General features: G+C 59.8%; 22 protein-coding genes. 12 read left to right on the top strand and 10 right to left on the bottom strand.

Annotated elements, in window-relative coordinates; translation table 11 throughout:
- Window positions 1-5: 5 nt before the first annotated feature.
- On the bottom strand, window positions 6-923 hold the full coding sequence (locus ACVWY8_RS00510; protein WP_457392527.1) for a histone deacetylase family protein: 918 nt from the start codon (window positions 921-923) through the stop codon (window positions 6-8).
- 131 nt (window positions 924-1054) lie between these two features.
- On the opposite strand from ACVWY8_RS00510, the gene ACVWY8_RS00515 reads away from it, so the two are divergent.
- Together ACVWY8_RS00515 and ACVWY8_RS00520 are read left to right on the top strand one after the other, a co-directional pair.
- Entirely contained in the window at window positions 1055-2944 is a 1890-nt protein-coding gene (locus tag ACVWY8_RS00515) for a serine/threonine-protein kinase (RefSeq protein WP_457392524.1), read from the top strand.
- Between the two features lie 3 nt (window positions 2945-2947).
- The gene (locus ACVWY8_RS00520) at window positions 2948-5302 is read left to right on the top strand and encodes a transglycosylase domain-containing protein (RefSeq protein WP_457392522.1); all 2355 of its coding nucleotides are present in this window, start codon (window positions 2948-2950) and stop codon (window positions 5300-5302) included.
- Window positions 5303-5449: 147 nt separating this feature from the next.
- Here the strand turns inward: ACVWY8_RS00520 and ACVWY8_RS00525 are convergent, their stop codons facing one another.
- From ACVWY8_RS00525 to ACVWY8_RS00535, 3 genes are all read right to left on the bottom strand, one after another.
- Complete coding sequence (locus ACVWY8_RS00525) at window positions 5450-5818, bottom strand: YccF domain-containing protein (RefSeq protein ID WP_457392520.1); 369 nt, start codon at window positions 5816-5818, stop codon at window positions 5450-5452.
- 131 nt (window positions 5819-5949) lie between these two features.
- Window positions 5950-7230 (bottom strand): MDR family MFS transporter, encoded by a 1281-nt coding sequence (locus ACVWY8_RS00530; RefSeq protein ID WP_011432585.1) that lies wholly within the window; start codon window positions 7228-7230, stop codon window positions 5950-5952.
- Between the two features lie 43 nt (window positions 7231-7273).
- Entirely contained in the window at window positions 7274-7492 is a 219-nt protein-coding gene (locus tag ACVWY8_RS00535) for a hypothetical protein (protein WP_414331694.1), read from the bottom strand.
- A 757-nt stretch (window positions 7493-8249) separates the two neighbouring features.
- Here ACVWY8_RS00535 and ACVWY8_RS00540 point away from each other — a divergent pair.
- Window positions 8250-8471, top strand: a complete 222-nt coding sequence (locus ACVWY8_RS00540; RefSeq protein WP_457396780.1) for a hypothetical protein — start codon at window positions 8250-8252, stop codon at window positions 8469-8471.
- A 166-nt stretch (window positions 8472-8637) separates the two neighbouring features.
- On the opposite strand, the gene ACVWY8_RS00545 is transcribed toward ACVWY8_RS00540, so the two are convergent.
- Window positions 8638-9156, bottom strand: a complete 519-nt coding sequence (locus ACVWY8_RS00545; protein WP_414344109.1) for an HNH endonuclease — start codon at window positions 9154-9156, stop codon at window positions 8638-8640.
- 167 nt (window positions 9157-9323) lie between these two features.
- Between ACVWY8_RS00545 and ACVWY8_RS00550 the strand changes: the two genes are divergently transcribed.
- The 5 genes from ACVWY8_RS00550 to ACVWY8_RS00570 all read left to right on the top strand — a co-directional run bounded on the left by ACVWY8_RS00550 (window position 9324) and on the right by ACVWY8_RS00570 (window position 15230).
- Complete coding sequence (locus ACVWY8_RS00550) at window positions 9324-11531, top strand: glycoside hydrolase (protein WP_457392517.1); 2208 nt, start codon at window positions 9324-9326, stop codon at window positions 11529-11531.
- A gap of 27 nt (window positions 11532-11558) precedes the next feature.
- Window positions 11559-12509, top strand: coding sequence for a prolyl aminopeptidase (pip, locus tag ACVWY8_RS00555; protein ID WP_414344113.1), 951 nt, complete (start codon window positions 11559-11561; stop codon window positions 12507-12509).
- 240 nt (window positions 12510-12749) lie between these two features.
- Window positions 12750-13289 (top strand): PDZ domain-containing protein, encoded by a 540-nt coding sequence (locus ACVWY8_RS00560; RefSeq protein ID WP_414344114.1) that lies wholly within the window; start codon window positions 12750-12752, stop codon window positions 13287-13289.
- A 31-nt stretch (window positions 13290-13320) separates the two neighbouring features.
- Entirely contained in the window at window positions 13321-13629 is a 309-nt protein-coding gene (locus ACVWY8_RS00565) for a hypothetical protein (protein ID WP_457392514.1), read from the top strand.
- A 5-nt stretch (window positions 13630-13634) separates the two neighbouring features.
- Window positions 13635-15230, top strand: a complete 1596-nt coding sequence (locus tag ACVWY8_RS00570) for a hydantoinase B/oxoprolinase family protein (RefSeq protein WP_457392511.1) — start codon at window positions 13635-13637, stop codon at window positions 15228-15230.
- Here the strand turns inward: ACVWY8_RS00570 and ACVWY8_RS00575 are convergent.
- Window positions 15167-15559: a thioredoxin family protein gene (locus tag ACVWY8_RS00575; protein WP_041437173.1), complete on the bottom strand. Its 393-nt coding sequence runs from the start codon at window positions 15557-15559 to the stop codon at window positions 15167-15169. The two genes, ACVWY8_RS00570 and ACVWY8_RS00575, sit on opposite strands and share 64 nt — an antisense overlap.
- Before the next feature lie 34 nt (window positions 15560-15593).
- Window positions 15594-16334: an NnrU family protein gene (locus ACVWY8_RS00580; protein WP_457392508.1), complete on the bottom strand. Its 741-nt coding sequence runs from the start codon at window positions 16332-16334 to the stop codon at window positions 15594-15596.
- A gap of 65 nt (window positions 16335-16399) precedes the next feature.
- Between ACVWY8_RS00580 and psb27 the strand changes: the two genes are divergently transcribed.
- Window positions 16400-16801, top strand: coding sequence for a photosystem II protein Psb27 (gene psb27, locus ACVWY8_RS00585; protein ID WP_011432596.1), 402 nt, complete (start codon window positions 16400-16402; stop codon window positions 16799-16801).
- 190 nt (window positions 16802-16991) lie between these two features.
- Complete coding sequence (locus ACVWY8_RS00590) at window positions 16992-17495, top strand: YHS domain-containing (seleno)protein (protein ID WP_457392506.1); 504 nt, start codon at window positions 16992-16994, stop codon at window positions 17493-17495.
- A 24-nt stretch (window positions 17496-17519) separates the two neighbouring features.
- On the opposite strand, the gene ACVWY8_RS00595 is transcribed toward ACVWY8_RS00590, so the two are convergent.
- The 3 genes from ACVWY8_RS00595 to ACVWY8_RS00605 form a co-directional block, all read right to left on the bottom strand.
- Window positions 17520-18335 carry a sensor histidine kinase gene (locus ACVWY8_RS00595; protein ID WP_457392503.1) on the bottom strand — a complete coding sequence of 272 codons (816 nt, stop codon included), beginning with the start codon at window positions 18333-18335 and terminating at the stop codon, window positions 17520-17522.
- A gap of 87 nt (window positions 18336-18422) precedes the next feature.
- Window positions 18423-19310, bottom strand: a complete 888-nt coding sequence (prmC, locus tag ACVWY8_RS00600; RefSeq protein WP_457392500.1) for a peptide chain release factor N(5)-glutamine methyltransferase — start codon at window positions 19308-19310, stop codon at window positions 18423-18425.
- Window positions 19311-19322: 12 nt separating this feature from the next.
- Window positions 19323-20171: a Tic22 family protein gene (locus ACVWY8_RS00605; protein ID WP_457396708.1), complete on the bottom strand. Its 849-nt coding sequence runs from the start codon at window positions 20169-20171 to the stop codon at window positions 19323-19325.
- 502 nt (window positions 20172-20673) lie between these two features.
- Here ACVWY8_RS00605 and ACVWY8_RS00610 point away from each other — a divergent pair.
- Complete coding sequence (locus ACVWY8_RS00610) at window positions 20674-20865, top strand: hypothetical protein (protein ID WP_011432601.1); 192 nt, start codon at window positions 20674-20676, stop codon at window positions 20863-20865.
- Window positions 20866-21010: 145 nt separating this feature from the next.
- Window positions 21011-23524: a DUF3656 domain-containing U32 family peptidase gene (locus ACVWY8_RS00615; RefSeq protein ID WP_457392498.1), complete on the top strand. Its 2514-nt coding sequence runs from the start codon at window positions 21011-21013 to the stop codon at window positions 23522-23524.
- Window positions 23525-23603: the final 79 nt, after the last annotated feature.

Below are 23603 nucleotides of genomic sequence, written 5' to 3' on the forward strand. Positions count from 1 at the left end.
CCCGGCTAAAGACGGTATTGGCGGTACACTTCGCTGGCAGCCCGGTGCAGCAGGGAGTGGCGATACACGAGGCGGTTGAGGTCTTTGCCGTAGCCGCCGCCGATGACGCAGGCGACAGGATAGCCCTGCTTTAGACAAGTGTTCAGCACTTGCATGTCCCGCCGAAACAGGCCCTGGTCGCTAAGGGCCAGCTTGCCCAGGAGATCTTCCTCGTGGGGATCCACACCGGCATCGTAGAGCACCAGGTCAGGGCGCACCTGAGCCAACAGATCGGGCAAGTGGTCGGCCAAAGTCTGGAGATAGGCTTCATCTTCCATGCCTACTGGCAGGGGCACGTCCAGGTCGCTCTGTTGTTTGGTGGCGGGGAAATTGGCCTCGCAGTGCATGGAAAAGGTGAACACCCGCGGCTCGGAGCGAAAGATCCAAGCAGTGCCATCTCCTTGATGGACATCCAGATCCACGATCAAGAGCCTTTGCACCAGCCCTTGCTGCAGCAGGACTTGGGCGGCAATGGCCAGGTCGTTGAAGATGCAAAAGCCGGAGCCGTAGGCGGGGAAGGCATGGTGGGTGCCGCCGGCGGTGTTGCAGGCCAGGCCGTGGCGCAGGGCCAATTGGGCGGTCAAGACGGTACCCCCCACCGCTCGACAGGTGCGCTGCACCAGCTCCGGGCTCCAGGGCAGGCCGATGCGCCGCTGCAGCTTGGCCTCCAGGGATCCCTCACAGTAGGCTCTGACGTACTCAGGGGTATGTACCGACTCAATCCAGGCGAGGGAGGGCAGCTCGGGGTGGTGCACTTGTTGGGGGCGGATCACCCCTTCCCGCAGCAGCAGCTCTTGCAAGAGGCGAAATTTCGGCATGGGAAAGCGGTGGTCCGGCGGCAGGGGGGCACTGTAGTCGGGGTGGTAAACAATTGGCAAAGACATCAAGGGCAATCGAATTGACGGCGGTGAGCATGGCCTATAACGGCTCCAGTGCTTATGGTAGAGGTAGCCCGCTCCTGCCGGATCCCTTCGAGACTCTTGCAAACCTGTTCTCCGTACCGCCGCGATTCCCTATGTTTACTGCGTCGGATCCCTTTTTGGGTCGCCTCTTGGCTCAGCGTTATCGACTTGTACATCTGCTGGGACAGGGGGGCATGGGGCGAGTCTATTTGGCTCAAGATTTGCTCTTTGGTGGGGTGGAAGTGGCCGTCAAGCTGCTCTCCCAGCCGGCAATGGATCAGCGCACCCGCCTGCGCTTTGAACGGGAAGCGAAAGCCTGCGCGGCTTTGGGCCAAAAAAGCCTGCACATTGTCAAAGTCAATGACTATGGCCTTACCCCCGATGAGGTGCCTTTCTATGTGATGGAATACCTGAACGGCCAAACTCTCAAGGATATTCTGGCCGCAGGGGCTTTGCCTTTGGAGCGCTTCTTCCGGCTGGCCCGTCAAATTGGCTTGGGGTTGAAAGCAGCCCACGAGGGGATCCTCATGGAAGGGCAACGGGTGCAGGTGATCCACCGCGATTTGAAGCCGGCCAACGTGATTGTAGTGCCTGATAGCAGTTTTGGGGAACTGGCGAAGCTGGTAGATTTCGGCATTGCCAAGCTGCTCAACAGCCATGAATCTTTGAGCTCTACCCATGCCTACCTGGGAACGCTGGCCTATTCTTCCCCAGAACAACTGGAGGGATCCCCTCTGGACGTCCGTTCCGACATCTACAGCTTCGGGATCATGCTGTACCAGATGGTGTCCGGGGAGATGCCCCTCAAGCCCACCACCGAATCTTTCCCGGGCTGGTACCAGGCCCACCACAAGCACCGGCCCATCCCTCTAGAAGACTGGGGACTGAAGTTTCCGCTGCCCGCCGGTTTGTCTGACTTGATCCTCGGTTGCCTGGCCAAAGATCCTGCCGCCCGCCCGCAGTCGGTGGCCAATGTGTTGGCGGAGCTGGAGCACATTCAAGCCAGAGCACAGGGATCTATTGCCCCTCAGGTCCCAGTCGCCTCGTCGGAAGAGGCTGCCTCTGGCCCACTTTCTGGAGGTCTCCCTGCCGCTGCGCCGTCCTTGGTTACAGCCGGTACTCTGCGGCTCAGGCCCTTGACGGCGGCCACGGAGGTCGAGAACGGGGGATCCCTGCTTTGGGTGCGCCTGATTCCCTTTCTGATGGGCGGGCTGCTGGGCTGGGTTTTGGTGAGTTGGCAATGGGGACAGTTGCTGCAGCGCCCCTCGGCCCCCCGTGTTTCCGGGCCAGGATCTCGTCCGGCAGTGGAAGATCCCATTGCCCCAGAGAATGTCCATCCTATGCCTGGGGAGCTTGTCCCTGAGCCCCTTGTTTTGGCTTCAGAGCGGAGCAAACGGCGGGATCCCGCGCCGGAGCTGGAACCCTACACCCGGAGCGGGCCAGTGTTTCGCGCCTTTCCCTTGGAGACTTCCCGCGAGACGGTACGGGCCAGCCTGGGATCCCCCAGCCAGCAGGGGCAGGGCGCTTGGCCCAATACCGTGTACGACCTGTACCGCTTTGGCGGGGTGGACTTGGGCCTCACCTACGACGAATCCAGCCTGGCCCTGCGGCAAACCGAAGCCACCGTCACCGCTGGCGTACCCACCCCGCAAGTGGAAGGCCTCTTGGAGGATATGCTGCAAGCCCCCTTGCCTGCTCAACTGCAGCGGGAACTGCGAGCCGTGCGCGAGGGGCGTTCCGAGCGGGTACAATTCCGCGTTGGCCCCTGGGCCGGCAGGATCGAGCGCAGCGCCCAAGGTCACCTTTACATGGCCCTCTGGGATCCCACGCTGCCCAGCGGTGCTCCACCCCCTTCTCCTGTCTCCTCTCCCACCCTACCCCCGGCTGCCCCCGTTGCCCGGCCTCCCAAGGCCCGTAACCTCAATTCAGCAGCAGGCGGCCCTCGTCCCGGCCAGACCATGCAGGAGCTGCTGCGCCGTGCGCGCGAATTGCGGGGGGACTGAGCCATGTCTGCTTCTGAAGACAAAAAGCCGCTGTTGAGCACCGTCGCTCGCCTCTTCAAAACTCTGGCGAGGCCTTTCCCTGTCGGGCCTACAGCTCTCCTCAAACCCCCCGAACCTCCTCCCCCCAAGCGCCCGGTGCGCCTGCGGATTACCTGCCCAGGAGAGCCCCCCCAGGTGGTTGCCCTGAAGGGATCCGACATTCTCGGTCGCAGCCAGACGGTGGCCACCATTCGCATCCCTGCCCCCGCGGTGAGCCATCTCCACGCCCACATCCGTCCCCGCCCGGATTGGCGCCTGCCCGGTCTGGGTTGGCGGATCCCGTTGCCCCCTATTCTCTACTGGCTGGGGTGGAATGCCGGTCGCTACCAGCTAGAAGATCAAGACTCGACCAACGGCGTTTTCCGCCTCAAACCCTTCGGTGGTGTCGAGCGGGTGCGCCGGGTGATCTTGCGGCATGGCCAGCAACTGAGCCTTGGCCCGCCTCGGGATCCGGAGAGCGTCTGGATTCAAGTGCTGGATCCACCCCCACCACAGGTGTATGGGGTGCGTGGCTGCCTCATCCTGATGGTAGTCTTGGGGCTGGGGGCGAGGATTTGGATCGGCCATGAGTGGAGCAAGTTCTCAGTGGAACCGCCCCTCTCCGCAGATCGCAACCCCCTGATCGTCCTGGCCGGGGATCAGCAGACGGAGCTGCGCCGCCATCAGGGGGACACCTACCGGGAGCTGCCCAACCTAGAAGCTTTTGGCCCAATTCTGCCCAAGGTGGTGGTCGCCGCTGAAGATCACCGCTTTTACTCCCACTTTGGGGTGGATCTGCTGGGCATTGCCCGCGCCTTTTGGGTGAACCTGCGCTCCGGGGAAGTGCAGCAGGGGGGCAGCTCCATCAGCCAACAACTGGCCCGCACCGTGCTGCGGGACTACACCGGCTCAGGCAATACCTTTGGGCGCAAGCTGCGGGAGGCCATCGCCGCCCTGAAGCTGGAACAGCGCTACAGCAAAGACGAAATCCTCGCTCTCTACCTCAACAATGTTTACCTGGGCAACGGCATCTACGGCTTTGAGACTGCTGCCCAGTTCTATTTCGGGATCCCAAGCCGCCAGCTCAGCCTTTCCGAAGCTGCGACCTTGGCGGCCATTTTGCCCGCGCCCAACGCCTTTAACCCTGTCGCCAACTATGATGCCGCCGTTCGAGGCTGGGATCGGGTGTTGGATCGCCTGAGCGAGCTGAAAGTCTTCCCCGAAGAGGAGATTCGGCGGGCCCGGCGCAGTCGCCTCACCCTCAATCCCCATTTGCGCTCCCAAACCATGACAGTTGCTCCCTACTTTTACAGTGCCGTCTTCCAGGAGCTGCGGCAGCTCTTGGGCCAAGACCTCTCGGCAGAGGGCAACTTCATCATCGAAACCACGGTGCATTTGCCCTACCAGCGTTTGGCAGAGCAAGTCCTGGCCCAAACGGTGCGCGAGTCCGGATCCCGCTTGGGCTTCAGCCAAGGCGCTTTGGTCAGTCTCGACAGCCGCAACGGCGAAGTGCTGGCTTTGGTGGGCGGGATCGACTACAACGCCAGCCCCTTCAACCGGGCTACCCAAGCTCAAAGGCAGCCGGGCTCCACCTTCAAAGTGTTCACCTATGCGGCTGCCCTCACCCAGGGGATCCCTCTCTCCCAAGTGTTGTCTTGCGAGCCCCTCACCTGGGGCAACCTCACCTTTCGGGGCTGTCGCTCGGGATCGGCCCCTATGGATTTGGCCCGCGGCCTGATCCTCTCCGAAAACGTGATTGCCCTGCGGTTGGCCCAACAAGTCGGTCTAGAGCAAGTGGTGGCGATGGCGCGGCAAATGGGCATCCAATCGCCGTTGCAACCCTATCCTTCTATGGTGATTGGCACCATGGAGGTGAACTTGCTGGAGTTGACAGCAGCCTTCACTCCTTTTGCCAATCGTGGCCTTTGGTCAAGGCCCCACACCATCCGCCGCATCTTGGATAGCAGCGATTGCGCCAACCCCAACGACTTTCGCACCTGCCGCGAGATTTACCCTGGTCGGGAGGATCCCCGTTCTCAGCGACTTGTCCTGCCAGAAACCGTCGCCCAACAGATGACAGCCGTACTGCAAGGGGTGATCAGCTCCGGCACCGGCACTGCTGCCCGGCTCGGCATTGGAGAAGCCGGTAAAACCGGCACCACCACCGCCAACAAGGATCTGCTCTTTATCGGCTACACGCCCAACCCTCCTCTGGTGACCGGCGTTTGGTTGGGCAATGATGACTCCAGCCCAACACGAGGAAGCAGCAGCATAGCTGCTCAAACTTGGGGAAATTACACGAGGCAAGTCATTACCAATAGTTTGACGATGGTTCAATAGAGCAACTCCGAGAGCAGCCTTGGCAATTGGCAACCCCAAATCCTGACAACCCGACAGAAAACTCTCCTGCATCCCAAGTGAGAAATGCCTAATAACCAGTTTGGCCGTACCCCTCAATAAACCCACAATCTAGGTTCACCCACTTTCTCAGCGCAGATCTCGGCCAAAGGGCAACAACGACAAAATAATTAACTTCATGTGTTGTTTGGCAAAGGGGATCCCAACAATGGTGATTGCCAGAATCACAGCCCAGAAGAGATGGTTAAGCACCAACGGCCAGCCAAACAGCAATAGCCAGATGACGTTAAAGATCAGCAGCAGCGGGCTGTTGGCATCGGGATACTCCACCACTTCCTTTCCGAAGGGGGCAAGCACTGCAAACCCCAGTTTGATGCTCTGCCAGCCAAAGGGAATGCCGATGATTGTCAGGCAAAGGCTCAGTCCTCCTAAGATGTAGCCCAAACCTGTCAGCAAACCCCCGAAGATTAGCCAGACGATGTTGCCAATCAAGCTCATGATTCAGATCCTCCACCGTTGAGACCAAATTGCAGGGTACAAGAGCAAAACTAGCCTTCCTGTTCGACATCCATACTCTAACCAGCTGTTGGCCAAGACTGGGATCCCAAAATCTGCTTCTTTCCTGGGCTCTAGCGTTCTGCGTCACCGAGGGGAGCGGGCTCCATCACCGGAGGCACTGCGGCCCTATTCACCTTGCAGGGCAGAATGCGGTTCAGAAAGCGGAGGATCCCCCAAACCCAACTGACGGTGATCACCCAAAAGATCCACAACCCGCTTGCCCACGGTTGCGGCAAGTCCAAGGCCATCCCCCCAATCATTGGGCCAAGAGCAAACCCCGCCGCCCAGCAGAGGGAGTTGACCGACAGATACACCCCCCGCAAGTGATCCGGCGCCAAATCCGCCACCAAAGCAGAGGCAGAGGGGTTGTAGCTCACCAACGCCAAAGAGAGCACCGCCAGCGCCAAGACTGCCACCGCCGGGGCCGGAGCCCCCAATTCCGCCGCCAGACCGCTAAGCCAAACCAAAAGAAATCCCACCCCCCACATCAGGGCGGATCCCTGCAACCCTTGGATGCGCGTCCGGCGATTCAACCAACGGGCCACCGGCATCTGCAGCAGAGCGATCAAGGCCCCATGCAAGGCAAACAAAATGCCGATTTGCACCTCTGGGATCCCTACCCCATTGCGGAAGTAAAGGGGCATGCTGCTGCTGAGCTGGGCCACATAGGTGGTGAACAGGATATTCGACAGGCCAAACACCAAAAGGGAGCGATCTCTAAGGGCGGTTTTCCAACCTGCCAACACAGGCTCTGCTGCCGGACAAGTCGCCCGAGTTTCCCGGATAAAAAACCAAAGTACTGCCAGAAAGATTAGAAAAGTGACACCGTCGATTACAAACAAGAGCCGATAGGCCCCCGTCAGAGCCACCAGCGTGCTGGCCATAGCCACCCCAAGGCTGAGGCCCAGGTTATCCCCCAGACGGTTGAGAGCGTAGGCTTCGTTGCGCTGCTCACGAGTGGTTAGATCTGCTACAATCGCTTCCGCAGGCGGCCAGTACAACCCCTGCCCCAAGCCTGCAGCCATATTGGCCAGGGCAAAACTCCAGAAGTCATAGGAGAGCGCAAACCCAAACGACCCCAAGGTGGAAATAGCCAGAGAGAGGATCAAAGTGGAACGGCGCCCCCAAGCTCCATCGGCCATCGAGCCGCCCAGGATGCGGCCAAACACCCCGGCAAAAGCCATAATGCCTAGCCCCAGGCCCACTTGGGTGGCGGTCAGCCCCACCTGATTCACAAAAAAGAGACTGGCATAAAACAAGGTAAAGCCGGTTCCAGTTTGGGAAAGCAGCCGACCGATAAAGATCAGCCAAACCTGAAAACTGAGCTTCGGCCACCAAGAAGGGATCCACATGTTGAGTGCAGCAGGATGTTGAGTGCAGCAGGGGAGGGCCTACCTAGCCTACGGGATCCCGATCCTTGAGGCCAGGGCAAGGAGCCTGCTCTGACAAGTAAACTGAAAATTTGTGCAGCCAGGCTTGATGTTCGTTGCCAGAAGGCTCTTCACCCAGCGAGCCAGCAGACAGGGCAACCCATTTCCCCAACTCCAAATATTCGCTCAACAGCCGCGCCAACTTATAAACTCGATAATCGAGCTGCACTAAGCTACTTTTCATCTGCCCCAAAACACCCAGTCCTCTTCTGAGCCAACTTACAACCTTCAACCTTTCCCAAAACCTGCTGAGCAGGAAGCCAACCCCCATCTTGCTTGCTGCAGCCGAGGTGCAAGTTCCCTTTGCCCACAACAGAGCACCTGTAGCTCAGTCGCAAACCTGGACAAAGCTAGAAGAAGCTGTGCCTTACAGTTCTAGTACCAACAATTTTAACTAACGGGGGTGCGGGGGCAATAGGTCCCATGCTCTAGCCGCAGGGTGAGCACTGGGATACATGGATCCCCGCCATACCCCTGAGCGAAATCTGTAGTAAAGCCTACTTATGCTGGCGGTAACCTACAAGTACTGGGCTTATCCAGATGCCTCCCAACAAACCAGCTCACGGGCGGACGACGGGGATTGACCTGGTTTTGGAGCAATTCCTGACGACTTCAGAGGGCGCTTTTGGGAACGGCCCAAGGGCTTCAAAGCCCTGCAAGGCCAGCTGAGAAGGCTGCAACCCAGGGGGGCGAGAAAACAGCAGGGGTCTTGCCACTGGAAGAGAGCACCACTGCAGGTTGCCAGGATGCAGCAGGGCATTGCCAATGGTTGCCAAGAGTTTCATTTCCAGAGGGCCCATTGGCGTTGAGACCGAGGGCAGACCCTCTCTATCTTTTCTTTGTGGAAGATCTTTGTGGAAGACCTCAAGGCCAAGGGCTGGGCAAGGGGGATGTTGCCCAAGGATTGCGTCGAGGCTGCCTGGGGATAGATTCTCTGCCTTCTGAAGTGGGTTTGCTGGAAGGGTGGGGTGGACTTTGCCAAGGTTGACCCCAAAGGAAGCGGCCAAATCGGTTGCAAGTGCTGGGGGATGGTTAGCAACAGCTGGGCCGTCGGGGGGCCTCAGTGCCCTGAATGCCGGTACCGGGTGCATCGGGACTCAGCCTCAGCCTTGGGAACTGTGCTGGGTGGATTAGAGGTTGTTTTGCGAGCTGGCAGTGCCTAGGGGGGAGGCTGGGGAAGGGGAACCGCCTGTCCAGTTGTTCTGTCGGGGGTTGTAGACCCAGACAAGTGGCGTGGGGCAGGAATGCCCGACCGCGAGGTAAGGACTCCGTCCTGCTGACGGGAAGGGTGGCCCGCGCTCTGTCCATAGGATGAGCGCCGGGAGGATGTCACTCTTGCCGACTTTGGTGTTCGCGCCAGAACTGCTCCGCAAAAGCCACCGTCGGGTGGAGAGGGGCACGGGGTTTGCTGCGCAGGGGCATGTTGGCTTCTTCAGGGGTGCGGTTGCCCTTGCGTTGATTGCAGCGTTCGCAAGCCGTCACCACATTGTCCCAACTGTGGGATCCCCCTTTGGAGAGGGGCACGACATGATCCAAGGTCAAATTGTGGGTGGTGCCACAATACTGGCAGGTGTGGTGATCCCGCCGCAAAACCTCCCGCCGATTCACAGGGGGCACGCGCCAAGCGCGCTCTTTGCCCTTGATGGTCAGGCGAATATGTTCGGGCACTTCAATGACCTGGTTGGGGGAGCGCACCTTCCACACCGGCACATTCATCATCGAGAGCGGTTCGGCTTTGCCTGTTAGCAGCAGCACGATTGCCCGCTTGATATTGACCCGGCTAATGGGCAAATAGTTTTGGGAAAAGACAACGATCGACTGTTCCAGAAGGTGGGTAGCGGCAGTCATGGCTCAGCTCTTCCATTTGCCGCCATTCTCCTGAGGAATCTGCCGAATGGCAAGCTTTTCCCCACCGCCATCGACACCGGCAGAGCTCAGACATTCAAGAGTTTCTTACGATCGCCAGCCAGACAGATGGGCTAGTATCCGGGTGATGGTTGGATCCCGTACCGCCCATGACCTACCCGCTGCACGTCGCCCTGGTTTGGCACCAACACCAACCCCTCTACAAAAGTCCGGTGGCGGGTAAATATCGCATGCCTTGGGTGCGCCTACACGGGATCAAAGATTACCTGGACTTGGTGTTGCTGTTGGAGCGCTATCCCCGCCTGCACCAAACGGTCAACTTGGTGCCCTCCCTGATTGTGCAAATCGAAGAGTACGTAGCCGGCTCGGCTTTTGATCCTTACCTGGAACTGACCCTATCCCCTGTCGAAAAGCTCGGCCCCGATCAACTGCGCTTTGTGGTCGAGCGCTTCTTCGACAGCCACTACCCCACCATGATCGAGCCCTACCCCCGCTATCGGCAGCTCTACAACCAACGGGAATCTCAGGGGGTGAACTGGTGTCTGCAGTACTGGACTCCGCAGGACTTCGGGGATTTGCTGGCCTGGCACAACCTGTCTTGGTTTGATCCTCTCTTTCAGGAGGATCCTGAGATTGAGGGCTGGATCAAAATGGGATCCGGTTTTACCCTGGCGGATCGGCAGCGGATCTACGCCAAGCAACAACAGATCCTCGGCGCCATCTTGCCCCAACACGCCAAACTGCAGAGCAACGGCCAACTGGAGCTGACCACCAGCCCCTATACCCACCCCATCTTGCCCCTGTTGGTGAGCGAGCGCTCGGCACGGGTGGCCCGCCCAGGGTTGCCCTTACCTCGCTACCCCTTTCACTGGGAGCAGGATGTCCACACCCAACTGGAGCGGGCTAAGCAGATCTATCGGGAGCGCTTTGGCCGCGAGCCGCGGGGCCTGTGGCCTTCCGAGCAATCCGTAAGCCCTGCCATTGTGCCGATTGTGCAAGAACAGGGCTTTGATTGGATCATCTCCGACGAAGGGGTTTTGGGGTGGAGCCTGGGCCAGCCTTTTCATCGCGATGGGCAGGGCCACATTCTGGAGCCGGAGAAGCTCTACCGCCCCTACCGCCTGGAAACCGAGCGGGGGGATTTGGCGATTGTCTTTCGGGATCACCGCCTTTCGGATTTGATCGGCTTCAGCTACAGCGCCATGCCCGCCGATGCTGCCGCCAAAGATCTCATTGGCCATCTGGAGAGCATCCGCAACCGCCTGCCCCAGGAGCAGCCCTGGCTGGTGACCATCGCTCTGGATGGGGAAAACTGCTGGGAGTACTACCCCCAAGATGGCCGGCCCTTCTTGGAAAACCTTTACACCCGCCTCAGCCAGCACCCGGCGCTGCGCTTGGTGACGGTCTCCGAGTTTCTGGATCAGTTTCCTCCCACTGAGTTTTTGCCGGCAGAGCAGCTGCACAGTGGCTCTTGGATCGAGGCGGACTTCACCACCTGGATTGGGGATCCCGTCAAAAACCGCGCTTGGGAGCTTCTGGCCCAAGCCCGTCAGGTGATTCAGGATCATCCCCGCGCCAATCCCCAAGCCTGGGAGGCCCTCTGGGCCGCCGAGGGATCCGATTGGTTCTGGTGGTTTGGGGCAGGCCACTCCTCCGCCCATGATGCCGTTTTCGACCAGTTGTTTCGGGAGCACCTGCAGGCGCTCTACACTGCTTTGGGAGAGGCGGTGCCGACCGTGCTGCAATTTCCCCTGGAGGATCATGACGGCCTAGGGGATCGCCTGCCGCAGGGGTTTATCCACCCGGCCATCAACGGTCGTCCGGCAGAACGGGAGTGGAGCCAAGCGGGGCGGGTGGAGATTGGAGCGGCCCGAGGCACCATGCACCGCAACAGCGCCGTTCGCCGCCTCTGGTACGGGTTCGATCACTTCAACCTCTATCTGCGGCTGGATTTTAACTCGGTGGTGCAGCGGCCCAGGCAATTGCTGGTGCTGTGGTTCTATCCCAACCGCGTCACCGTCAACAGCCCCATTCCCCTGCAGGGATTGCCGGCAGAAGCCCCTCTCAACTACCACTACCGCCACCTGTTGCGGTTGTCACTGCCGCCTCCCGGCACCGGCCAGCATCCGGCAGAGGTGCAAGCCCAGCTCTTGCAGGCAGGGGAGTACCACACCTGGCACGCCATCGGCCATCAAGTGAAGGCGGTGGTGGATGCCTGTTTGGAGGTGGCCATCCCCTGGAGCAATTTGGGCGCCCAGCCGGGTCAGGAGCTGCAATTTGTCATCCTGGCCGCGGATGGCGAGACCTTTCAGGAAGGGATCCCGCCCAAGGCCACCATTGCCCTGCGCAGACCCTGAGAGTGATGACCAGCAGAGCTTCGAGTTATGTCGCGCGATCTCTATCCCCCCATCGAGCCCTACGATCAAGGCTTTCTGGCGGTTTCCTCCCTCCACACCTTGTACTACGAGCAGTGCGGCAACCCGGCAGGCAAGCCGGTGGTGTTTTTGCACGGGGGGCCTGGAGGCGGGATCGATCCCATCTACCGGCAGTATTTCGATCCCAGCCGCTGGCGGGTGGTGCTGTTCGATCAGCGGGGCTGCGGGAAAAGTCGCCCCTATGCCGAGCTGCGGGAGAACACCACCTGGGATCTGGTGGCGGATATCGAGAAGTTGCGCCAGCATCTGGGCATTGATCGCTGGTTTGTGTTCGGGGGCAGCTGGGGCAGTGCCCTTGCCCTGGCCTATGGGCAAACCCACCCCCAATCCTGCCTAGGGTTTATCTTGCGGGGCATTTTTCTCTTGCGCCCTTTTGAGCTCCGCTGGTTTTACCAGTCGGGGGCCGGCTACTTTTTCCCCGACGCTTGGGAACATTACCTGGAGCCGATCCCTCCCGAAGAGCGGGATGACCTGCTGGCAGCCTACCACCGCCGCCTAAACGACCCAGATCCCCAGGTACGGCTGAGGGCAGCTCGCGCCTGGTCCGTCTGGGAGGCCAGCACCAGCAAGTTGATCCCCAGCCCAGAGCTCATCGAGCGCTTTGGTCGGGGAGAGTTTGCCGAGGCCTTTGCCCGCATTGAGTGCCATTACTTTGTCCACAGCGGTTTTTTGGATCCGGAGGATCAGCTCCTCAGGGGGGTGGGACGGCTGCGGCATCTGCCGGCGGTGATCGTCCAGGGGCGCTACGACGTGGTGTGCCCGCCCATCTCTGCTTGGGAGCTACATCAGGCTTGGCCAGAAGCAGAGTTTCGGATGATCCCCGATGCTGGCCATTCCATCACCGAGCCCGGAATCCGCACCGCCCTCCTGGAAGCCACCGATCGCTTTGCCGGTTTGTGAGCCCCGCCGAGCCAACCCAGTGCTGCCAGGGATCCCAAGACCTTGAAGAATTGCTACAGGAAGGCCGGCAAAACCTTGGGATCCAGCCCAGAAGCACGGCCAAGCCTATCGACAGTTGGCGATTTTGGGTTTATCACTGAGGGAGGGGCGGTGCAAGCTGCCCACACCTGGCTGGTGCATCCACCCAAGTGCTTCGCGGATTCAAGCTCATTTCTACTTCACCGTTTCCAGGGTCGAACCATGCAGAAACCAACCCATCTGTTCAAGCTTGCCCTAGCCCTGCCCATCTCCTTCTTGCTGGCAGATGCAGTTGTGGCCTACCCCTGCGACTCGGTTGGGGGTGAAGCTTACAACCACCACGGCTCCACGGTTCAGGTCAGCAGCGACGCCAACAGCTTCGGGGTTCAGTGGTCGCCTGCCTCCTATGCTGTCGGCAACGGCTTCATTGGAGTTGCCATTGAAACGGTGAACGGCGAGCAAGCCCAGAGCGCCATCAGCCGTCGTCTGTTCGGCCCCGCACCGCAAGTTCGAGGGGTGCAGGTGGTCGGCCTGCTCCAAGACGGCCCTGCTCAACGAGCCGGTCTGGCCCAGGGCGATATTTTGATTGGAGTGGATGGGCAGCGGGTCACCTCCGTGCAACATGTGCAGCAGATCATCCAAAATACCCCGGTAGGCCAATCGGTGCCGATTACCTTCCGCCGTGGTGAGCAGGTGCTGTCAACGGTGGTTGTGGTGGGGGATGGCCGGGTGTTGCGCCCCTTGATGCTGCAGCAGCAGTGAGCCTTGTCGGGATCCCTACCCGGAGCTCTCTGTGAATGCCAATTGGAGTTCGGGATGGGCTGTCTGGGCAGTTTGCGGCCTCAACGGCTTGCTGTTTTTGGCCCTGGTTGCTCTCATTCCTGTCATTTTGAAGCTGCGCTCGGCTCTTGGGGTCACAGAGCGGGCCATGGCCGATTGGCGAGAAGCAGCTCAACAGGCCTTGGCTCCCACCCCGGCTGAGTTGCTGCGTCTGCGGGATCGTCTGCGCGAGAATCGCCATACCCTTGCCCGCTGGCAACGTCGTTTGCAGTTCTGGCAAGGGATCCGCAGGGTGGCCGTTTGGCTGGGGCGTAGGCTTTGAGGGATATGGATAGCAACCGTCCTGTCTCCAACCCCATCCGGTTGCAGGTCATGGCCAACGCTCTGGCGGGGATTGCCGAAGAGATGGGAGCCCGCCTCATCCGCGGTTCTTATTCGGCCAACATCAAGGAGCGGCGGGATTGCTCCACAGCTCTGTTTGACGCGCAAGGGGCTTGCATTGCCCAGGCAGCTCACATCCCGGTGCATTTGGGCGCCCTTTCGCAGGCAGTGCGAGCGGTGGTGGCAGCCAACCCGCGACCCGGAGATGTGTTTCTCCTCAACGATCCCTACCAGGGAGGATCCCATCTGCCGGACGTTACGGTGGTCGCGGCCATTCCCGGCTGGAGGGATCCCGACCGGATTTGCGCCTATGCTGTGAACCGTGCTCATCACGCTGATATTGGAGGGATGCGCCCTGGCTCCATGCCCGCCGACTCCACAGAACTTTGGCAAGAGGGGCTGGTGATCCCGCCGGTACGGCTGGCTGGGCTCTCTCTAGAAGGAGAGTTGTCCTGGCAGGAGGATCTGCTGCGCCTAATCCTGGCCAATGTGCGCAATGCCGAGCAGCGGCGGGGGGATCTGCAGGCCCAGGTGGGGGCCAGCGCAGTGGGGATGAGCCGGTTTCGGGAGTTGCTGGCCCGCTTTGGAGAAGAGGAAGCTTGGCAGTTGATCGCAGGGGTCATCGAGTACAGCCGCCGGCGGATGCGGGCGCAAATTCAGGCTCTGCCCGATGGGATCTACACGGCTGAGGATTGGTTGGAGGGCTACGGGGATCCGCCCGCGCCCCTTGAGATTCGGGTGCAGGTGGAAGTAGAGGGCGAGAAGCTGCGGGTGGACTTCACCGGCACTGCTCCGGCCATGGCGGGAAACCTGAACGCGCCGCTGGCCGTCACCCGCTCGGCAGTGTTGTTTGCCCTGCGTTGTCTGTTGGATCCCACGGCCCCCAGCAATGTCGGCCTGGAGGATCCCATCGAGATCGTGGCGCCGCCTGGCTGCTTGGTGAATGCCCAGTTTCCGGCAGCAGTGGTGGCGGGCAATGTGGAAACCTCGCAGCGCATTGCCGATGTGGTGTTCAAAGCTCTGGCTCCCGTGGCCGGATTGCGGAGCATCGCCCAGGGACAGGGCACCATGAACAACTGTGTGCTGGGCAACCGCCGCTTCACCTACTACGAAACCCTGGGAGGTGGTCAGGGGGCCAGCCGGCAACGACCGGGTTTGGACGGAGTGCATGTGGGCATGAGCAATACCCTCAACACCCCCATCGAGGCTCTGGAGCTGGAGTATCCCCTGCGGGTACTGCGCTACGAGCTACGCCAGGATTCCGGCGGCCATGGCCAACAGCGGGGCGGCTGGGGGCTAATCCGCTCCATCCAGACTTTGCAGGATTGCACCCTCTCCCTGCTCACCGAGCGGCGCCACTATGCCCCCCAAGGAGAACAGGGAGGCGGGCCAGGCCAAGTGGGGATCAACCTCCTCAACGGGGATCCCCTACCCGGCAAAATCAGCCGCTCCCTAAAAGCCGGCGACGTGATCACCCTCTACACGCCGGGCGGCGGGGCTTGGGGCTCAAACGAGGATGAGCAGGCTCCCGAACCCAGGTAGCGCAGGTGGTCAAGAAACAACTGCTCGCAGCGGCGAAGCACCTCATCGCGGCTGGCGAAGTGCTCCAGCCTTTGCACTTCTTGACCTTTCTCAAACAAAATTAGGGTTGGCAAAGAGCGCACCCGATAGCGGCGCGGCAGCCAAAAATTGTCGTCTACATTCACCCGCAGTACTTTGACCGCCCCTCCCCACTCGGCTACGAGACGGTCGGTAATCGGCTGAATGAAGCGACACAGGCCACACCAAGGGGCGCCGAAATCCACCAAAACCAACCCATCACTTGTCAAAAGTTCTTGATTAAAAGCATCTAAAGCAACTTGCAAGGCCATCACTCCCAAACTAAAGAAGTTCTTTGGGATCATGCTACCAGGCAACTCGGCTGGCTGCAGAAACCATTTGTGGATGGAAGGCGTAAAGAATCACTACAAAGCTGAACACCCCCAAATAGGCCCAGCGCAGAAACTCTCGCGGGCGCAGTTGCTGTCGCTTCTGCAGAATGGCCAAGCCGGGGATCACGGAGGTGCGCGCCTTGAGATCGCGGAAGGCCTGCCCGTATTTCCGCTCCAGGCGGTGATCCCCGTGCCAAACCGCAAACAGGTGGTAGGCAATGAGCCCAAGCGAGGTCACCGCCATAAAGCTGGAGCCAATCCACAGGGAATGGGCCACACACCAGATCACCTGGCCCACCATTTGGGGATGACGGGTGATACGGATGATCCCGGTTTCAAACAGGTGGATCTCCGGCTTGCGAATGGCGGCGATCTCCAGCAAGTTGAAGGTGGCCGGATACAAAAAGAAAAAAGAGAGGGCAGACAAAAGAGCAACGGTGGTGCGAATGCCTGGGACGGCTTGGAGATCCCAGAGAATCACCCCGTCGTAGCGGTGGTTGAAAAAATAGATGAGCAACAGCGGTGCCAAACTGAGGCTCACCAGAGCAAAGAAGATGCGGTACAGACGGGATCCCAGCCAGCTTTCCCCCCAGGGTCGCAAGTAGGCTAATCCGCTGTGAGCACAGGCAAACCCCAAGATCAGGGCTAACATTGTCCAATGGGATCCGTACTGGCCCAGCTTCTGCAGAAAGTCGCTGAAGGGGGTGAACAGCATCTTTTGGGTGACTCCTCTGGTGTTGCTGTGGCTTATGCTTAAAAGTAAGTTACATTAGGTTCCCCATGCTCAAAACTTTTTTTCTGCGTCTTGTCAGCCTGCTCCTGTCTGTAGCCCTTTTGCTGGGCTCAGCGAGCTCAGTTGCTCAGGCTGCCCGTCTCACCGGCAAGTATTACGAAGACAGCATGACCTTGATCCAAACCCTGCGCACCGTCCTTTCCGAAGGGGATCCCCTGATGAACCCGGAAGAGGCGCGAGCGGAAGCCATGCAAGCCATCCAGGAGTTTTCTGGGCGCTACCACGGCCATCGCTACGATAAGCTGCAGTCTTTTACCACTTTGCGCACGGTGTTTAACACGCTGGCCTCCCAGTACCGCACTTCCAACCGGCCTCTCAACCCCGAAAAGGTGGAGCGGGTGCTGATGCAACTGGATCGGGCCGAATTGGCCCTGCGCCGAGAAGGTTGAGCTTTTTTTAGATTGGATCTCCCCGATCCAAATCACAGGCAAATCTCCTCGCTGTGGCCAAACTGTTCCCAGTCCCCGGAAGCCAGCATCTCCTCAGATGTCTTTTGTCAGATGTCTTTTGGAACCTGAAGGGGAAGAGTAAGGCTTTCTTGCTCATTTCGATTTTCGATTGAGGACTTGGGAGGTTGTGATGGTCAAAAATCGTTGGGCTTTGATCCCGCTGCTGCTGATGGTTGGGGCTGTTGCTTCTCACCCAGCTTGGCTCCTGTCTCTCCCAGCCCAAGGACAGGTCGTTGGGGCTGTCGAGGAGGGATCCCCGGGCCCCTTTTTTGCGACGGATGGCCTGGCCCTGCGGGGCTATGACCCGGTGGCTTATTTCATCGACGGCAAGCCCGTCAAGGGATCCCCAGAGTATGAATGGGAGTGGGGAGGGGTGACCTGGAGGTTTGCCAGCGCCGACAATCGAGAGCGGTTTCGCAACAACCCAGAGCGCTTTGCCCCCCAGTACGGCGGGTTTTGTGCCTGGGCCGTGGCCCACAACTACCTTTACCCGGTGGATCCCTTTGCCTGGAAAATCGTCGATGACAAGCTGTACCTGAACGCCAACCAGCGGGTACAGCGTAACTGGGAGCGCGACATCCCCGGCTTGATCAAGAGGGCAGATGCCAACTGGCCAGCTTTGAGAAGCCGATAGGCCCAAGTCCCTCTGGCCTGGGGTTCAATGGGCGAGGCGCAGGGTCACCTTGATGCCAACTCGGTAGGGGCCGCTTTCGCAGAGTTCCAGCTGGCCTCCCATTTCTCTCAGGAGCCGCTCGCTTACCCGCCAGACGGCACAGCCCTCTGTTTGAATGGGCACATGGCATCGCCCCTCAAGGTTCCACTCTAGGCACAAACGTCCCTCTCCTTCTGGGGTGGGATAGGGGTGCAAAGCCATCGAACCGTAGCGTAGGGTGCGGATGCCCCAGCGACACACTCCCAGCAGCGCCTGCACCAAGCCGTGGGGATCCGCCCAAACGGTGAGGCTGTCGGGGAGAAGGGGCACCTCAAAGGCCGAGGTGGGTTGTAGGGCCGGCCATTCGTAGCGAATGCCCTGATCCTGGGCCTGTAGGCGAGTTAGGCTGTACACATCCTGCAGGAGGGGGCGTAGTCGGGTCGGTTCCGGTCGCAGAGGTTGGATGGGCAGGTCATGGCGAGCCAGGCGGGTGTATTCCTCAAGCAGCTTGATCAGGCGCTCCACCGCTTCTTTGGCACTTTGAAGGTATTCCCGCTCCTCTTCGGGAGAGTCACATAGATCCGACAACACCAACTGCAGGGATCCCATCTGGCTGCTGAGGGGATTGCGCAGCTCATGGCCGATGCTGACGAGCAACTCTTGTTGAAAGGCTCGCATCACCTCAGAGCGTTCAAAAGCAAATTGCCAATCCACAGCCTCTTGCTTGTCGGCAGAGGCAGCCTGCTGGGGGAGTGGATCGGGTTTGGCTGTAGGCGAAGGCTCCCTCAAGAAGTGCTCCTGGCGAAGGACAGGGGATCCCATCCGTGCTCAGATCTCTGGGCTCGGAGCTTTAAGTTTTGGACAGTTCCGGCTCCGGCGATACCCCATCTTATGGGATCCTACCCTTTTCTATCCGACGAAGTGGGCGCTGACCACCCGTTCAATCCCGGCCAGATCTCGGTGAACTTGGATCTGCCGATAGCAGCCTCTAGCTTGCAACTGCTCCGCCACCCAAGGGGCTTGGCCTCGCATCACTTCCACCGCCCAAAAGGAGTTCGGGGCCAAGTAATCCGGTGCTGCTTGAATCAACAGTCGCAAGTGGGCTAGGCCATCTTCTCCGCCATCCAGAGCCTGTCGTGGCTCGTGCAGTCGCACCTCTGGCATGAGCGAGGCCAGCTCGGCAGAGGGAATGTAGGGAGGGTTGGAAACCAGGCCGCGCAGCCGTCCTCGCCAGGGATCCAAAGGTACAAACCAGGATCCCAGCAGCAAGTTCACCCGCTCCTGCAGATGGTGGGCTACCACATTGTCTGCCGCAACAGCCAATGCCTCTGGGCTGGAATCCACGGCCAGAAGCCGCAACTGGGGGTGCTGATGGGCCAACGCAATGGCAATCGCCCCGCTGCCTGTACCCAGGTCGGCAAAACAGGATCCCGGCGGCAGAGGATTGGCCTGTAGCCAAAGGGAAGCCTGCTCCACCAGCAGCTCGGTCTCCGGGCGTGGGATCAGCACCGCCGGCGTCACCCGCAAGCTCAAGCCCGCCCACTCAACTTTGCCCAACAGGTACTGTAGGGGGATGCGCTCTTCCACCCTTTGCCGCCAAAGGGCCTGCACCTCCTCCAGGGGATCCCCCTCCCCAGCCGGAGCGCGACCCATCAACCGCTCCAATGGCCCCCACCCCAGCCGTTCTTTGAGCAAAATCTCCACTTCCTCGGCAGGGATCCCAGCCGCTTTTGCCGCCCTCAGGGCTTGGGCACGCCACTCTGTTAACCGCTTCACCAGAGCAGACGGGGATCCCATCAGGGGCTTAGGTTAACGCTGAGGCTGGGGACTTGCAGAAGGATTGGCAGGCCGGGCCAGGGATTGGATATACTCCAGCGCCGAGCGAGAGGGGATAAAGGCAATTTTCTGCACATCGGCCTGCGCGTCGGGGGCCAGCATACGCTCTACCACAATGGCCAGCGAGGTCACTTCAATCTGGGTTTTCCCAACCACATCCGGGTTCTGCGCCGCCGCCCGATCCAAAGCCCTCCGCAAATCGTTGCGGTCGAAGAAGAAGGGCACCACCTCATGGCCATCCTGCTCGATGGTCAGCAGCCCCTCTCCGGAGCGGCCATAGAACAGAGGCACGCCGATTGCCTCCGGGGGCACATCTTGTCCGGTTTCCTTCAGCACCTGCTTGGCTGCTTCCACATCAGAAGCCCGAGGCACCACCTCAAAATACAGGTCACTATTCTTGGCGCGCTCCTCTTCCGATTTTTCGTAGGCATACCCCAGCGAGAGAGGCACCACCCGGGCTTGACTGGCTATCTCGGGGTTGCTGGCTTTCACCTGCTCCAACATTTGTTGGGCCTGGGCCTGATCCAGCCAGAAGGAAACCACTTGGATGGTGCGGCCATCTCGCTCCACATTGGCGACAACGGGGGTGCCGTTCTGAGACACAATGGCAAAAACAGGCACCAGATTTAGCCGCTCCGCCACCTCTTGCCGGCTCATGGGGCCTGCGGCTGCCTGAGCCAGTAGGGCATTCTCCTGAGCCCAAACAGGAGTCACAGCCAAACCCCCCCAAGCTGTTCCGATCAGGATCCCGGCTACGCCGCCCACCTGAGCTGCACAGCGGCAGAGGGAGCGCACAGGCGATACTACATTACAACGCGTCATTCTCATCTCAACTCCCGGCATCGCGCCTTGTTCTGGTTGCTATGGGGTCAGCTTCCTAAGTACTAACCAACAGCCTGGGGCAAATCAAAAGCTGCCTAGATTAAACCCGCTCAACAGGGCTTAGGCTAGCGATGCGGCACACTCTCAGCCTTAGGATCCCGGTTGGCCATCGCTGACAACACCCCGGCACACCTATCTTGAAGAGCGCTCTTGGGCCACCCTAGAAGCCAAGGTTAGAACATCTGCTCGACCTCTGTCGAGGGGCAAAGCCCCTGTTTTGGGTGGGGATCCCGCATCACCCAATACTATATACGGAGTCGCATACAACTGATCCACGCTAGATGCAGATCCCTCCGAGGGTTGTGTACCCAGCTCTCCCATAAAACGCTGCCTATTCCAGCCTTGTTCGGCGGTGTCCTGATGTAGCCGCGCAAACGTGGCAGCTGCTGTTAACTTTTGTTAAGGTAGGGGGCGAACCCACAGCTGTAGGGAGCATTGAGTCATGGCTAAGATCTTCACCGCTGAATTCAACCAATTTGAGACCATCAACGCTACTCAGGCCTGGTCTTTGTTTTTCACCATCAGCGCTTCCGATCGGCTGCTGGGTGACAACCCGGCTGTTGGCCGCTACCTAACGCTGGCTTTGTTCAGCGCCGTCCTCACCGGGATCCTGAATGTGCTGGTGGCTTCTTAGCTAGACCCTTTGCGGACGGAACGAGTTTTTTGTTAAGAGGCCGCCGGCAGAGGCAGCTTGACCTGAGACAAGGGGATCCTGCTCTCAGGTTTTTTGATTTTGAATGGGAAAGGATCCCTTGTTCTCTTTGTGGGGCTGTCTTCCGATGAAAGCTGCTGGGATAGATTTCGCGGAAACGGATCACTTTGAGGCGCCGCCTCTGACCACCAAGTTGCCCCTGCTGCTGGCCCCGGCGGGGGATTGGGAGTGTGCCAAGGCGGCAGTGGAAAACGGAGCCGATGCCATTTACTTTGGGCTGGAGCGCTTCAACGCCCGGATGCGCGCCCGCAACTTTACGGAAGCGGATTTGCCGGAACTGATGGCCTGGCTGCACCGGCGGGGGGTACGGGGCTATGTTACTTTGAATACTCTGGTTTTTCCAAGGGAGCTGACGGAAGCCGAGGGATACATCCGCTCGATGATCGCGGCGGGGGTGGATGCGGTGATTGTGCAGGATATCGGCATAGCCCGCCTGATCCGGCATCTTTCTCCCGACTTTCCCATCCACGCTTCTACGCAAATGACCATTACCAGCGGAGTGGGAGCGGAGTTTGCCGCCGAGCTGGGCTGTGAGGTGGTGGTGCTGGCGCGGGAATGTTCCCTCCAGGAAATCGCCCAGATCCAGGCCTATCTGCAAGAGAAGGGATCCTCCCTATCTCTGGAGGTCTTTGTGCATGGGGCGTTGTGTGTGGCCTACTCGGGGCAATGTCTGACCAGCGAGGCGCTGGGGGGGCGTTCGGCCAACCGAGGCGAATGTGCTCAAGCCTGCCGCATGCCCTATGAGCTGGTGGTAGATGGGATCCGCCGCGACTTAGGCGAAAAGCGGTATCTGCTCAGCCCTCAAGATTTGGCCGGGCTGGAGGTGCTGCCGGAGCTGGTGAAGCTGGGGATCCGCTGTCTGAAAATTGAGGGCCGGCTGAAATCCCCAGAATATGTAGCCAATGTAACGCGGGTGTATCGGCAGGCCTTGGATGCGCTGGGGGTGGGACAGCCGTGGCAGCCCTCGCAACAGGAACGCTACGAGCTGGAGATGAGCTTTTCTCGTGGGCTCTACACAGGCTGGCTGCGGGGCATCAACAACCAGGAGCTGGTGCACGCGCGGTTTGGCAAGAAACGGGGGGTTTACCTGGGGCAAGTGGTGGGGATCCAACAGGATCAGGTGGGGATCCGGCTGGAGGCACCCCTCAAAGCCGGGGACGGCGTGGTGTTTGATCAGGGGCAGCCGGAGTTACCGGAGCAGGGGGGACGGGTTTACCGGGTGCAAGAGAAGCAGGGGCTGGCCTGGATCAGCTTCGGAGAGGGGGTCATTGATCTCAAACGTCTGCGGGTGGGGGATCGCCTCTGGAAGACCAGCGACCCGGAACTGGAAAAGCGCCTGCGCCAAAGCTACGCCGGGGATCACCCCCGCTTTCAGCGGCCTGTCCACATGGAGGTTCACGGCCAAGTGGGATCCCCGCTGACGCTGATCCTGCGGGATGAGCAAGGCCATACGGTGCAGGTGGATTCGCCGCTGCCCCTGGAAGCTGCCCACCGCCAACCCCTCACCACCGAAAAACTGCGACAGCAACTGGGCCGTTTGGGCTCCACTCCCTTCAAGTTGGGATCCCTGCACAATGCCTTGCAGGGGGAGGTAATGCTGCCGGTGAGCCTGCTCAACCAGATGCGCCGACAAGCGGTGGAACGCCTACAAGCTCTGCGAGCTCAGCCCCCGCGCTGGCAACTCAACCCTGAAGCTCGCTGGCAAGATCTGGTGCCTTCTCAGGAGGAGCCCGCAAGGGGATCCCCGCAGTTGGTGGTGTTGGTGCGGGATCCGGCGCAACTGCCGGCGGCGATAGCCAGCGGTATTAGGCAGATCTATCTGGAGTTTGAGGATCCCCGCCGCTATCGGGAGGTGATCCGCACAACCAAAGCCGCCCATCCCGAGGTGGAACTGTGGGTCGCTCCGCCCCGCATCACCAAGCCAGGAGAAACCTGGATCCTAAAGCAAGTGTTGGTCGGCGGAGCCGATGGCTACTTGGTGAGAAATTACGATCATCTCCGTTTCTTTGCCGGGCAGCGCTGCATTGGGGATTTTTCGTTAAATGTGGCCAATCCCATCACAGCCTACTATCTCAAAACCCGCTACAACCTAGAGCGCTTGACGGCTTCCTATGACCTCAACCACGAGCAACTGGGATCCCTGCTGCAAGCCGGCCCCGCCGGTGGGTACGAGGTTACCCTTCATCAACATATGCCCCTGTTCCACATGGAGCACTGCGTCTTTTGCGCCTTTTTATCCAGCGGAACGGATTACACCAATTGTGGTCGCCCATGTGAAAAACACGAGGTGAAGCTGAGGGACAGGGCCAATGTCGAGCACATTTTGAAGGCCGATGCCGGCTGTCGGAATACCCTCTACAACGGCAAGGCCCAAACGGGGGCAGAATATGTGCCGAAATTATTGGCCTTGGGCCTGCGCTATCTGCGCATCGAATTTTTGCATGAATCCCCCGCCGAGATCCAACAAACCCTGCACCGCTATCAGCAACTCCTACAAGGTCAACTCAGCGGATCCCAACTGTGGCAGGAGCTAAAGCTATACAGCCAATTGGGGGTTACGCGCGGGTCTCTGGAGGGTTAGCGGCTGCGTTGCTTCTACCCCGGGGCTGTCGAGGCTGGATGCGCAGCCACGCCCTGAGCAGAGGATATGGAAAACATTC

The organism is Thermostichus sp. OS-CIW-32 (genome assembly GCF_054060415.1).